An 11,702-nucleotide genomic window follows, 5' to 3' on the forward strand; every position below is an offset into this window, starting at 1 on the left:
TCGGACAGGGAGTTGGTGTTATGGGTTCGTTGAGCATCTGGCATTGGATCATCGTGCTGGTGGTGGTGCTCCTCCTCTTCGGTCGCGGCAAGCTGTCCGAGCTGATGGGCGATGCCGCCAAGGGCATCAAGGCCTTCAAGAAGGGCATGGCCGACGACGAAGAGACGCCGGCGAAGCCGGCGGAGCCGGTGCGTTCGATCGAGCATCCGTCCAAGGTGGAAGCCGAGCAGACCAAGGTCAGCTGATTTCGGCCTGTCGGCCTCACGGATCGGGGAGGGCCGCGGATCGCGGCCCCGGCTTAACGCATGTTTGATATCGGCTGGTCCGAGCTTCTGGTGATCGGCGTCGTCGCCCTCGTGGTGATCGGGCCGAAGGAATTGCCGCGCGTCCTGCGCACGGTCGGGCAGGGCGTCGCCAAGCTGCGGCGCATGGCGGGCGAGTTCCAGGGCCAGTTCAACGAGGCGCTGCGCGAGGCGGAGCTGTCCGACCTCAAGGATAATGTCAGCGCGCTCAAGAACGATCTTTCCGGCCTCGCCACGGATGCGCGAAATTCCATCTCGAACGCGATTCCGACCAACCCCCTGCAGGATATCGAGACGGAGCTGAAGGCGCCGACCGGCAGCGTGGAACGCGCCGATCTGCCAGCGGCAGGCACCGCGTCGGCATCGGATGCCGTGGCGGACCAGCTTCCGCCCCCGGGCGATCTGGAGCCGCACCCCTTCGAGACCATCGAAGAGGAGGTGCGCACCGCTGCCGCTCAGCTGGAGCCGGCGAAGACCGAGCCGGTCAAGGCGGAAGCCGCCAAGAGCGAGCCCGCCGGGACCGAGGGCAAGACCGCGACCGCAAAGACGGAGCCGGCCGTCGCGCAGGCCGCGGCGGACGCTAAGCCGAAGCGTAGTCGGGTCGCCGCCAAGCCGGCGGCGAAAGTTGCGGCATCGGCCGAAGCGACGCCGAAGAAACCTGCCGTCCGGCGCGCGCCGCGCAAGAACGCTACCGTCGAGCCCGAAGTGTCGGCTGCCGTCGCTGATCTCGACGCGCCGGCACCCGCGCGCAAGCCGGCCTCGAAGCCCGAACCGAAGACGACCGGCAAGGTGGCGGCGAAGCCGCGCGCCAAGGCGAAGCCGGATACCGGCAATGAAGGGCCGGCCGCATGAGCCAGGATGACATCGACGCCTCCAAGGCTCCGCTGATCGAACACCTGATCGAGCTGCGCGCGCGGCTGATCAAGTCGCTGATCGCCTTCTTCATCGCCTTCATTGCCTGCTTCATGCTGGGCAAGTTCATCTACAACATCCTGCTCTGGCCCTATGAGTTTGCGGCCGGCGGGACGGAGCACGTGAAGCTCATTTACACGGCGCCGCAGGAATTCCTGTTCACGCAGATCAAGCTCGGCATGTTCGGGGCGGCGTTCATCTCCTTCCCCATCGTGGCGACGCAGATCTACATGTTCGTGGCGCCGGGCCTCTACAGCCACGAGCGTAACGCCTTCCGGCCCTATCTCATCGCGACGCCGGTGTGCTTCCTCATCGGGGCGGGCTTCGTCTATTTCGTCGCCATGCCGCTGGCGATGACCTACTTCCTCTCCATGCAGCAGATGGCGGGGCCGGGCTCGGCGGAAATCTCGATGCTGCCGCAGGTCAGCGAATATCTGTCGCTGATCATGACGCTGATCTTCGCCTTCGGCATCTGCTTCCAGTTGCCCGTCGTCCTGACCCTTCTGGCGCGGATCGGCATCGTCACCTCCGACCAGCTCAAGAAGTTCCGCCGCTACGCCATCGTCGGCGTGTTCGTCCTGGCGGCGGTGCTGACGCCGCCGGATGTGGTAAGCCAGTTCGCTCTGGCCATCCCGACCTTGCTTCTCTACGAGGTCTCGGTCTACCTCGTGCGCGTCATCGAGAAGAAGCGCTCGGCGGCAGAGGCGACGGAGAGTTCCGCCGCCTGAGGCGGATGGTTCTGAAGGACGGACTTCCATGCACGACATCAAGTGGATCCGCGAGGAGCCGCGCGGTCTTGTCGACGCGCTGGTGCGGCGCGGCACGATCGAGGCCGAGGCGCAGGCGCTGGTCGATGGCCTGATCGCGCTCGACGAGCGCCGCCGGAGCGGCATCGGCAAGCTGGAAGAGCTACAGGCCCGTCGCAACGCCGCCTCCAAGGAGATCGGCGCCGCCAAGAAGGACGGCCAGAACGACCGCGCCGAGGCGCTGATGGCCGAGGTTGCCGCGCTCAAGACCGACATTCCCGCGCTGGAAGAGGACGTGAAGGCGGCCGAGGCCGAGCTGTTCGAAAAGCTCGCCGCCATCCCGAACGCGCCGCTGGCCGAGGTTCCTTTCGGCAAGGACGAGCACGACAATGTCGAGTTCACGCGCTTCGGCGAGAAGCGCGCCTATGCCTTCACGCCGAAGCAGCATTTCGAGATCGGCGAGGCGCTCGGCCAGATGGATTTCGAAGCCGCGGCAAAGCTCTCCGGCGCCCGCTTCGTCGTCCTGAAGAACAGGCTGGCGCGGCTGGAGCGGGCCATCGGCCAGTTCTTCATCGACACGCACACGACCGAGCATGGCTACATGGAAGTGGCGCCGCCCGTGCTCGTGCGGGACGAGGCGATGTTCGGCACGGCTCAGCTTCCGAAGTTCCGGGAGGATCAGTTCGCTGCTGGGTACAAGTTATCAAACAAGGAATTGTATCGCGAGAATGACATTCAGGCCCGAAAGCTTGCTGCGCAGGAGCTAAAGAAGCTTGAGAGCGAAGTTACGCTTTTCGACTTGGTTGACGGAGATTTTTACGAAAAGGCTGTTGCTCTTATTCCCGAGCGAGCCAGCTTTTGGCTCATTCCTACGGCCGAGGTGCCGCTGACCAACCTCGTGGCCCAGTCTATCCTCTCCGAGGAAGAGCTGCCGCTGCGCTTCACCGCGCTCACACCCTGCTTCCGCGCCGAGGCGGGATCGGCGGGGCGCGATACGCGCGGGATGATCCGTCAGCACCAGTTCAACAAGGTGGAGATGGTCTCCATCACCACGCCCGAGAAGTCGCTGGAAGAGCAGGAGCGCATGCTCGCCTGCGCGCAGGCGGTGCTGAAGAAGCTCGACCTGCACCACCGGGTGGTGACGCTGTGCACCGGCGACATGGGCTTCGCCTCGGCCCGTACCTTCGACATCGAGGTGTGGCTGCCGGGGCAGGACGCCTATCGCGAGATTTCGTCGGTCTCGACCTGCTCCGATTTCCAGGCGCGCCGCATGAACGCGCGCTACCGTCCGAAGGACGCGAAGTCCCCGCGCTTCGTCCACACGCTCAACGGTTCGGGCGTGGCGGTGGGGCGCGCCATGGTGGCGATCCTCGAGAACTACCAGAACGAGGACGGCTCGGTGACGGTGCCGGACGTGCTGGTGCCCTATATGGGCGGGCTGACGAAGATCGAGCGGTAGAGCGAGAAGGGGACGGAACGGGCGATGCGCATCCTGGTCACGAACGACGACGGCATCCATGCTCCGGGGCTCGACGCCTGCGCGCGGATCGCGCGCGCGCTGTCGGACGATGTGTGGGTGGTGGCGCCCGAGTTCGATCAGTCGGGCGTGTCGCACTCTCTCTCGCTCTCCGATCCGCTGCGCCTGCGTCAGGTGGAGGAGCGGCGCTTCGCCGTGAAGGGGACACCGACTGACTGCGTGATCATGGCCGTCCGGCACATATTGAAGGACGCCAAGCCCGACCTCGTGCTCTCGGGCATCAATCGCGGCCAGAACGTCGCCGAGGATGTGGGCTATTCCGGCACCGTCGCCGGCGCCATGGAAGGCACGGTGCTCGGCATTCCTTCCATCGCGCTGTCGCAGGCCTATGGCCTCGAGACGCGGAAGGCGCCGCCCTATCACGTGGCGGAGCACTGGGGTCCGAAGGTCGTGCGCACGCTGCTGGACGAAGGGATTCCGGAGGGCATCCTCGTCAACGTGAACTTCCCCAACCGTCCCGTCGACGAGGTGAAGGGTATCGCGGTCACGGCGCAGGGGCGGCGCAATCAGGACCTGCTGCGCATCGACGAGCGGGCGGACGGACGCGGCAATCCCTATTTCTGGATCGCCTTCGAGAAACGCATCTTCGATACCGTGAACGGCTCGGACCTCCACGCGCTCGATCAAGGCTGCATCTCGGTCACGCCGCTGCGGCTCGACATGACCGACGAGCCGATGATGACGCGGCTCGCGCAGCTATTCTCCCGCTGATACCTCTGCGGTAAAAGCGACGGGGAGGAAGACGGCCCTTGACCGGACCCGACAAGGACGAAGCTGTCGAGCGCGCCGAGCTGCTGCTGGCGTTGCGCAAGCGCGGCATACGCGACCGGCCGGTCATGCGCGCCTTCGAGCAGGTGCCCCGCGAGCGTTTCGTCGAGCCGGTCTTCCGCAACCTCGCCTGGAACGACCAGGCGCTGCCGGTCGATTGCGGCCAGACCATCAGCCAGCCCACCGTGCTCGCGCTGATGACGACGGCGCTGGAACTCGAAGGCACGCATACCGTGCTCGAGATCGGGACCGGGACCGGGTACTACGCGGCCATTCTCGGACACATCGCCGGCCATGTGGTCACGCTGGAGCGCTTCCGGACGCTGGCCGAGGCGGCGGCGCGGCGGATCGGATCGCTGGGCCTCGCCAATGTCGAGGTGTTCCTTGCCGATGGCAGGCTCGGCTATCGCGCCCGCGCGCCCTTCGACCGCATTGTGCTGGGCGCGGCTGTGGAAGAAGTGCCGTCCGCCCTGTTCGATCAGCTCGCTCCCAACGGCATCCTCGTCGCGCCCGTCGGCCCGCCGGAGGGGACGCAGGCGCTCATGCGCTACCGTCGCGGGCCGGAGGGGCTGGAGCAGCGCGAGCTCGGGTTGGTGCGCTTCGTCCCGATGCTGAGCGGCGTCGCGGCCGTGCTCTGAAGTCGCCGCGAATCCGTCATTTTTCCTGCTTTGATGCGTCGGACTTAAGCCGACGTTTACCTGTACGCCGCATTAATCATCCTCAAGTCTAGCGTTCGGGTGTGGTGCGATGCGTAATCTTTTGTCGGCGTCCGGTTCCGGTCCACTGGTGCGGCTTTCCATCGTTGCCCTCGTTGCGAGCGGGGCAGCCGCCTGTAGCTCCGACGTGAGCCGCTTCAACGACCCCAATGCCAATCCCTTTTCAGGTTCACCGGCCTATACGGGGTCAGTGGCGTCCGCTCCCACGGGGACGGTGCAGCGGGCGCCGATTTCCAGCCAGCCTGTCGCCGCTGCGTACCCCTCGACCTACGGTTCTTCGGCGCCCTACGGTACGCCGGCCGTCGCCACTGCGCCCTACGGCGCGCCGCGTGTGGCCAGCGCTGCGCCGACCTACGCGCCGCCTTCCGCTTCGTCGAATTATGGCGGCACGCAGCCGCTCTATGGTTCCCAGCCGCAGGCTCTTGCCGCGCCGAAGCCCGCTCCGCAGGTTGCGGCTGCCGCGACGGGCGGTGGCTCGCATGTCGTCACCTCCGGCCAGACTCTGAGCTCGATCGCCCGCAATTACGGCCTCTCGCGCAGCGCTCTCGCCGCTGCCAATGGTCTCGATCCCAACGCGCAGGTGCAGATCGGCCGGAAGCTGACCATTCCGGGTGCCGGTTCCACGATGGTCGCCGCTGCCCCGAAGCCGACGACGCCGGCGGCCGCTCCCGCGTTGACTCCCGTGGCCGCCAAGCCGGCCGCCACAACCCCCGTTGTCGCGGCTGCGCCGGCGGCCGCAGCCGCCAAACCCGCTTCGGTCGCCGTCGCTCCGGCGGCGCAGGCCGAGAAGCCGCAGACCATCGCCGCCGTGAAGCCGTCCGAAACACCGGACGACGCGCGCTCGGACGGTGGCTCGCAGTTCCGCTGGCCGGTGCGTGGCCGCGTCATCTCCGGCTTCGGGCCGAAGCCCGGCGGGCAGCAGAATGAAGGCATCAACGTCTCGGTGCCGGAAGGCACCTCGGTCAAGGCGGCCGAGGATGGCGTCGTCGCCTATGCCGGAAGCGAGCTCAAGGGCTACGGTAACCTCGTACTGATCAAGCACTCGAACGGCTATGTCACCGCCTATGCACACAACAGCGCGCTGGACGTGAAGAAGGGCGACACGGTCAAGCGTGGTCAGGTGATCGCCAAGGCCGGCCAGACCGGCAGCGTCACCTCGCCCCAGCTGCATTTCGAGATCCGCAAGGGTTCGCAGCCGGTCGATCCGTCCCAGTACCTCGCCGGTCTCTGACCGTTCGATTTGCCTGACAAGCAAGGCCCCTGACCGTCCAATCCGACCGTCAGGGGCCTTGCACGTTTTACCGGCGCGACTCTTGGACCTTGGCGCCGGTCAGCGCGGGGCGGCCGGCGGCTCGGACAACGAAACGCCCAGCCGCCCCGCGACATCCTGCACATATTGCCAGGCCGTACGGCCGGAACGCGCGCCGCGCGTGGTCGACCATTCCAGCGCTTCGCGACGCAGTGTTTCGGGATCGATCGGCACCTGGAAATGGGCGATGTAGCCTTCGACCATGGCGAGATATTCGTCCTGGCTGCATTTGTGGAAACCGAGCCACAGGCCGAAGCGGTCCGACAGGGACACCTTCTCCTCCACGGCCTCGCCCGGATTGATCGCGGTCGAGCGCTCGTTCTCGACCATCTCCCGCGCCAGTATGTGGCGACGGTTGGAGGTGGCGTAGAAAATGACGTTTTCCGGCCGTCCTTCGATGCCGCCTTCGAGAACCGCCTTGAGCGACTTGTAGGAGGTGTCGTCCGCGTCGAAGGAGAGATCGTCGCAGAAGATGACGAATCGGTACTGCGAGGCGCGTGTGAGGCTCATCAGCGCCGGCAGCGTCTCGATGTCCTCGCGGTGAATCTCGACGAGCTTGATCGGCAGCTTGCCCTCGCGGGCGATTTCCTCGTTCACCTCGGCGTGCGAGGCCTTCACCAACGAGCTCTTGCCCATGCCGCGCGCGCCCCAGAGCAGGGCATTGTTGGCCGGCAGGCCGCGGGCAAAGCGCAGCGTATTGTCGACCAGCATGTCGCGGGTACGGTCGATCCCCTTGAGGAGCCCCATGTCGACGCGGCTGACGCGTGGCACGGGCTCAAGCCGGCGCTCCTCGGCATGCCAGACGAAGGCATCGGCCTCGGTGAAATCGACGGTGGCGGCACGCGTGGGCGCGATACGCTCCAGTGCTTCGGCGATGCGGGTCAGAACGGCGCCGAGATCGTCCGGTGTATGGGTCATCGTGAGGCTCCTTGGCAGAGCCGGAATAGCCATCGCGAGACGCCGGCACAAGCCTAACCGTAACGCGTGTTACTCCCTGTCGCAGACGTGACGCAGCGTCGAGCGGACGGCGTTTGCAATCGGCGGGCGCGTCAGTATAGTCCGCGCCGCTTCGCCGGGCCTTTCGCCCGCCTTTGATCGACGGACAAGGAACCGACATGTTCATCACGCCCGCCTTTGCGCAGGGTGCCCCCGCTGCGGGTGGTACCGACATGCTGATGTCGCTGCTGCCCTTCGTGCTGATCTTCGTGATCATGTACTTCCTCATCCTGCGCCCGCAGCAGAAGAAGGTGAAGGCGCACCAGGAGATGGTGAAGAACGTCCGTCGCGGCGACACCGTGGTGACCTCCGGTGGAGTGATTGGCAAGGTTTCGCGGGTGATCGACGACAGCGAGATCGAGCTTCAGCTCGCCGAGGGCGTGAAGATCCGCCAGTTGCGCGGGATGATTTCCGAGGTTCGCTCGAAGGGCGAGCCTGCCAAGGAAGAAGCCGAGTCCTGACGCTGACCTCTTGCGGCCGTCTCTCGGTAGGCGGCCGGAAGGAAAGACATGCTCCACTTCTCGAAATGGAAGGCCCTCGCGATCGTGGCGTTCTCGGCCATCATCTGTCTGATGGTGGTGCCGAGCCTGCTGTCGCAGACGGCCTATGAACGCCTGCCCAGTTTCCTGCAGCGCAAGATCGTGCTTGGCCTCGATCTGCAGGGCGGCTCCTACATCGTCCTTCAGGTGGATGCTGCCGAGGTGCGCAAGGTGCGGCTCGAGCAGCTGCGCGACGATGCTCGCCGCGTGCTGCGCGATGCCAAGGTCGGCTATACCGGCCTGAACATCCAGGGCGATCAGGTGCAGGTACGCATCCGCGACGGTCAGGATGCGGACGCTGCCTATACGCAGCTGCGTACGCTGGCGCAGCCGATCGGCGGCGCTATGTCCGCGACCGGGCAGCTCGACACCGACGTGACGCGGAACGGCAACCTGATCACCCTGTCGCCGACCGCGACGGGCGTTCAGGCGCGCACCATTCAGGCGGTGTCGCAATCCATCGAGATCATCCGCAAGCGTATCGACCAGCTCGGGACCACCGAGCCGTCGATCCAGCGCCAGGGTGCCGACCGCATCCAGGTTCAGGTCCCCGGTCTTCAGGATCCCTCGCGCCTCAAGGCACTGCTCGGCCAGACCGCCAAGCTGACCTTCCGTCTCGTCGACACCACGATGAGCGCACAGCAGGCGTTGCAGGGCCGTCCGCCGGCGGGCACGGAAGTGCTCTATTCGCAGAGCGAGCCGCCGGTCCCCTATCTCATCGAGCAGCGCGTGCTGGTGGCGGGTGAAGATCTCACCGACGCCCAGCCGAGCTTCGACCCCACCACCCGCGAACCGGTCGTCACCTTCCGCTTCAACACCAACGGCGCGCGCCGTTTCGCGGAAGCGACGCAGGCCAATGTCGGGCGGCCCTTCGCCATCGTGCTCGACAACAAGGTGATTTCAGCTCCGGTCATCCGTGAGCCGATCCTCGGCGGTTCGGGTCAGATCAGCGGCAGTTTCACGGTTCAGGAAGCGAACGATCTCGCCATCCTGCTGCGTGCCGGCGCGCTGCCGGTGCCGCTGCAGGTGGTCGAGGAACGTACCGTCGGTCCGGGCCTCGGCGCGGATTCGATCCGGGCGGGCCTCGTGGCGTCGATCGTCGGCGCCGCGGCCGTCGCCCTGTTCATGATCGCGACCTACGGCCTGTTCGGTATCATCGCGGTGCTTGCCGTGGCGGTGAACGTCGGCCTGATCTTCGGCGTGCTCGCCATGCTCGGGGCCACGCTCACCCTGCCGGGCATCGCCGGCGTGGTGCTCACCGTCGGCATCGCCGTGGACTCCAACGTGCTCATCTACGAGCGCATCCGTGAGGAAGCGCGGGCCGGGCGTTCGGCGATCTCGGCGATCGACGCCGGCTTCTCGCGCGCGCTGGCGACCATCCTCGATTCGAATATCACCACCTTCATCGCGGCGGCGGTGCTGTTCTACATCGGCTCCGGCCCGGTGCGCGGCTTCGCCATCACCTTCGGCATCGGCATCATCACCACCGTGTTCACCGCCTTCACGCTGACGCGGCTCATGGTGGCGATGTGGGTGCGCTGGCGCCGTCCCCAGCACGTGCCGATCTGAGAAAGGCGAGAGCCCATGCGTCTGCTCCGCATCGTCCCGGACGACACCAATTTCGACTTCATGCGCTTCCGGCGCATCAGCTTCCCGATCTCGGCGCTGATGTCGATCGTGGCACTGGTCGCCTTCCTGACCCTCGGCCTGAACTTCGGCATCGACTTCAAGGGCGGCACGCTGCTTGAGGTTCGCTACCCGAACAACACGCTGAACATCGCCGATGTGCGCTCCAAGCTCGAGTCGCTTGAGCTCGGCGAGGTGCAGATCCAGGAGATCGGCACCGATGGCGAGGTGCTGATCCGCGTCGCCCAGCAGCCGGGCGGCGAAAGCGCCCAGCAGGCGGTCGTCGGCAAGGTGCGGGCCGCGCTCGGCGACGGCGTCGAATACCGCCGCGTCGAGGTGGTCGGTCCGCGCGTGTCGCAGGAACTGCTCAGCTACGGCATCGTCGGGCTGATGCTCGCGGTGTTCGCGATTCTCATCTACCTGTGGTTCCGCTTCGAATGGCAGTTCGCGCTCGGTGCCTCGATCGCGAACTTCCACGATATCGTGCTGACCATCGGCTTCATGGCGATCTTCCAGATCGACTTCGATCTGACGAGCGTCGCCGCGCTGCTGACCATCCTCGGCTATTCGCTGAACGACACGATCGTCATCTACGACCGCATCCGCGAGATGCTGCGTCGTTACAAGAAGATGCCGACGGACGAACTGCTCAACGCCTCCATCAACTCCACGCTGTCGCGTTCGGTCATCACCCACGTGACCGTCACGCTGGCGCTGCTGGCTCTCGTGCTCTTCGGGGGCCGGGCGATCCACAGCTTCTCGGTGACGATGATGTTCGGCGTGGTGCTGGTCGGCACCTACACCTCGATCTTCATCGCCTCGCCGCTGCTGATCTATCTCGGTGTGACCACACGCACGCTGGCCGAGAAGGCGGAGACGAAGGAGACCAATGCCAAGGCGGAGCGCGTCACGCCCTGACCGGGATATCCCCGGCGGGGTGAGACCCATCTGACGGAAGGCCCATGGCGACACCCGACGCCCATCTGCCGCGCCAGGTGCCGATCGATGGCTATGGCCGCTGGTCCTTCCATTTCGCCGGCATGGCGTCGGAAGGCTCCATTCTCGCCCTGCCGTCCGGCATCCACGCCTGGGCAGCGCGTGTGCCGGCCGATGTCGACGCGGCGGCGCTCGCTCCCGTCATCGTGCAATCGGCAGGCATCGAGCTGCTGCTGATCGGCACCGGGCCGGATCCCTGGCCAGTGCCCGATGCGTTGCGCTGGCGGTTGAGGGATGTCGGCATCTCGGTCGATGCCATGCCGACGCGTGCCGCCGCCTCCACCTATAACGTGCTTCTGGCGGAAGGCCGCGCGGTTGCCGCCGCGCTGCTGGCGCTGCCATGAGCGGGGCGATGCGCGTGTTCCCCTGGGAGCCCGGATCATGAGCGGGCCGGGTGTGATTTCGGACGCCGACTATTGCGCGCGTCTCGTTCGTGAACTCGATCGCGACCGCTATGTCGCGGATCTGTTCGCGCCCGCCGGGCGGCGAGGGGCGCTGTTCGCGCTCCATGCCTTCAATGTCGAGGTGGCGCGGGTGCGTGAGGCGATCACCAATCCCATGGCCGGGGAGGTGAGGCTGCAATGGTGGAGCGAGGCGCTGATCGGCGGGGCGCGCGGCGATGTCCGCGCCAACCCCGTCGCTGCGGCGCTGCTGGACGCCATCGAGACCTATCGCCTGCCGCGCGAGACCTTCTTCGCGCTTCTCGATGCGCGTATCTTCGATCTCTACGACGATCCGATGCCGACCGTGAACGATCTCGAAGGCTATGCCGGCGAGACCTCGTCGGCCCTCATCCGGCTGGCGACGCTGATTCTGTCGGGGGAGGCCGGCCGGGCCTCAGCAGAGGCTGCCGGCCATGCGGGTGTCGCCTATGCGGTGATGGGTCTGCTGCGCGCCTTTCCCATCCATGCGCGGCGTGGCCAGTGCTATGTGCCGCTGGACCTGCTCAAGAGGCACGGATTGACCCGCGAGGATGCCGTGTCCGGCCCGGCAAGCCCCGGACTGCGGGCCGCGCTGGCCGAGATGCGCGTGCTGGCCCGGCGCCATTACGAGGCGGCGATCGAGGCGCTTGGGGACGTCGATGCCGTCGAGCTCCCCGCCTTCCTACCGCTGACGCTGGTTCCCGGCGATCTCGCCCGCATGGAGCGGCCGCACGACCCGTTCGTGGCCGTACCGGCTACATCGGCCTTCAGCCGCCTGTGGCGGCTCTGGAGGGGTGCCCGCACGCTGCGCAAGGCGACCGAGGCGGACTAGA

At 66.3% G+C, this 11,702-nt stretch carries 13 protein-coding genes; 12 read left to right on the forward strand and 1 reads right to left on the reverse strand.

Translation table 11 applies throughout. The features are described 5' to 3' along the window. Positions 1-20 precede the first annotated feature (20 nt). The 7 genes from FO470_RS13025 to FO470_RS13055 all read left to right on the forward strand — a co-directional run bounded on the left by FO470_RS13025 (position 21) and on the right by FO470_RS13055 (position 6,212). A complete protein-coding gene (locus FO470_RS13025) occupies positions 21-245 on the forward strand; it encodes a twin-arginine translocase TatA/TatE family subunit (RefSeq protein ID WP_144343406.1) in 225 nt (74 codons plus the stop codon). Between the two features lie 60 nt (positions 246-305). Beyond that, positions 306-1,154 carry a Sec-independent protein translocase protein TatB gene (gene tatB, locus FO470_RS13030; protein ID WP_144343407.1) on the forward strand — a complete coding sequence of 283 codons (849 nt, stop codon included), beginning with the start codon at positions 306-308 and terminating at the stop codon, positions 1,152-1,154. After that, the gene (gene tatC, locus FO470_RS13035) at positions 1,151-1,942 is read left to right on the forward strand and encodes a twin-arginine translocase subunit TatC (RefSeq protein ID WP_144343408.1); all 792 of its coding nucleotides are present in this window, start codon (positions 1,151-1,153) and stop codon (positions 1,940-1,942) included. The genes tatB and tatC overlap by 4 nt, the downstream gene beginning before the upstream one ends. A 28-nt stretch (positions 1,943-1,970) precedes the next feature. Then, positions 1,971-3,419: a serine--tRNA ligase gene (gene serS / locus FO470_RS13040; RefSeq protein WP_144343409.1), complete on the forward strand. Its 1,449-nt coding sequence runs from the start codon at positions 1,971-1,973 to the stop codon at positions 3,417-3,419. 24 nt (positions 3,420-3,443) lie between these two features. After that, positions 3,444-4,208, forward strand: coding sequence for a 5'/3'-nucleotidase SurE (surE, locus tag FO470_RS13045; RefSeq protein ID WP_144343410.1), 765 nt, complete (start codon positions 3,444-3,446; stop codon positions 4,206-4,208). A 38-nt stretch (positions 4,209-4,246) separates the two neighbouring features. Beyond that, the gene (locus FO470_RS13050; RefSeq protein WP_144343411.1) at positions 4,247-4,903 is read left to right on the forward strand and encodes a protein-L-isoaspartate(D-aspartate) O-methyltransferase; all 657 of its coding nucleotides are present in this window, start codon (positions 4,247-4,249) and stop codon (positions 4,901-4,903) included. Positions 4,904-5,012: 109 nt separating this feature from the next. Continuing rightward, complete coding sequence (locus FO470_RS13055) at positions 5,013-6,212, forward strand: M23 family metallopeptidase (RefSeq protein WP_144343412.1); 1,200 nt, start codon at positions 5,013-5,015, stop codon at positions 6,210-6,212. A 99-nt stretch (positions 6,213-6,311) separates the two neighbouring features. Here the strand turns inward: FO470_RS13055 and FO470_RS13060 are convergent, their stop codons facing one another. After that, positions 6,312-7,208: an ATP-binding protein gene (locus FO470_RS13060; RefSeq protein WP_144343413.1), complete on the reverse strand. Its 897-nt coding sequence runs from the start codon at positions 7,206-7,208 to the stop codon at positions 6,312-6,314. A 197-nt stretch (positions 7,209-7,405) separates the two neighbouring features. On the opposite strand from FO470_RS13060, the gene yajC reads away from it, so the two are divergent. From yajC to FO470_RS13085, 5 genes are read left to right on the forward strand one after another with little or no spacing between them, the layout of a single operon-like run. Next, a complete protein-coding gene (gene yajC, locus FO470_RS13065) occupies positions 7,406-7,747 on the forward strand; it encodes a preprotein translocase subunit YajC (RefSeq protein ID WP_144343414.1) in 342 nt (113 codons plus the stop codon). A gap of 48 nt (positions 7,748-7,795) precedes the next feature. Then, positions 7,796-9,394 (forward strand): protein translocase subunit SecD, encoded by a 1,599-nt coding sequence (gene secD, locus FO470_RS13070; protein WP_144343415.1) that lies wholly within the window; start codon positions 7,796-7,798, stop codon positions 9,392-9,394. Between the two features lie 15 nt (positions 9,395-9,409). Then, on the forward strand, positions 9,410-10,369 hold the full coding sequence (secF, locus tag FO470_RS13075) for a protein translocase subunit SecF (RefSeq protein ID WP_144343416.1): 960 nt from the start codon (positions 9,410-9,412) through the stop codon (positions 10,367-10,369). A gap of 44 nt (positions 10,370-10,413) precedes the next feature. Further along, a complete protein-coding gene (locus FO470_RS13080; RefSeq protein ID WP_144343417.1) occupies positions 10,414-10,791 on the forward strand; it encodes an Mth938-like domain-containing protein in 378 nt (125 codons plus the stop codon). A 37-nt stretch (positions 10,792-10,828) separates the two neighbouring features. Continuing rightward, complete coding sequence (locus FO470_RS13085; RefSeq protein WP_144343418.1) at positions 10,829-11,701, forward strand: phytoene/squalene synthase family protein; 873 nt, start codon at positions 10,829-10,831, stop codon at positions 11,699-11,701. Position 11,702 lies beyond the last annotated feature (1 nt).

It is taken from the genome of Ancylobacter moscoviensis (genome assembly GCF_007559435.1).
Lineage (GTDB): Bacteria > Pseudomonadota > Alphaproteobacteria > Rhizobiales > Xanthobacteraceae > Ancylobacter > Ancylobacter moscoviensis.

Excerpts from the sequence above, each read along its gene's own strand:
- FO470_RS13025 (WP_144343406.1), top strand. The coding sequence starts at position 21 with ATGGGTTCGTTGAGCATCTGGCATTGGATCATCGTGCTGGTGGTGGTG.
- tatB (WP_144343407.1), top strand. The coding sequence starts at position 306 with ATGTTTGATATCGGCTGGTCCGAGCTTCTGGTGATCGGCGTCGTCGCC.
- tatC (WP_144343408.1), top strand. The coding sequence starts at position 1,151 with ATGAGCCAGGATGACATCGACGCCTCCAAGGCTCCGCTGATCGAACAC.
- serS (WP_144343409.1), top strand. The coding sequence starts at position 1,971 with ATGCACGACATCAAGTGGATCCGCGAGGAGCCGCGCGGTCTTGTCGAC.
- surE (WP_144343410.1), top strand. The coding sequence starts at position 3,444 with ATGCGCATCCTGGTCACGAACGACGACGGCATCCATGCTCCGGGGCTC.
- FO470_RS13055 (WP_144343412.1), top strand. The coding sequence starts at position 5,013 with ATGCGTAATCTTTTGTCGGCGTCCGGTTCCGGTCCACTGGTGCGGCTT.
- FO470_RS13060 (WP_144343413.1), bottom strand. The coding sequence starts at position 7,208 with ATGACCCATACACCGGACGATCTCGGCGCCGTTCTGACCCGCATCGCC.
- yajC (WP_144343414.1), top strand. The coding sequence starts at position 7,406 with ATGTTCATCACGCCCGCCTTTGCGCAGGGTGCCCCCGCTGCGGGTGGT.
- secD (WP_144343415.1), top strand. The coding sequence starts at position 7,796 with ATGCTCCACTTCTCGAAATGGAAGGCCCTCGCGATCGTGGCGTTCTCG.
- secF (WP_144343416.1), top strand. The coding sequence starts at position 9,410 with ATGCGTCTGCTCCGCATCGTCCCGGACGACACCAATTTCGACTTCATG.
- FO470_RS13080 (WP_144343417.1), top strand. The coding sequence starts at position 10,414 with ATGGCGACACCCGACGCCCATCTGCCGCGCCAGGTGCCGATCGATGGC.
- FO470_RS13085 (WP_144343418.1), top strand. The coding sequence starts at position 10,829 with ATGAGCGGGCCGGGTGTGATTTCGGACGCCGACTATTGCGCGCGTCTC.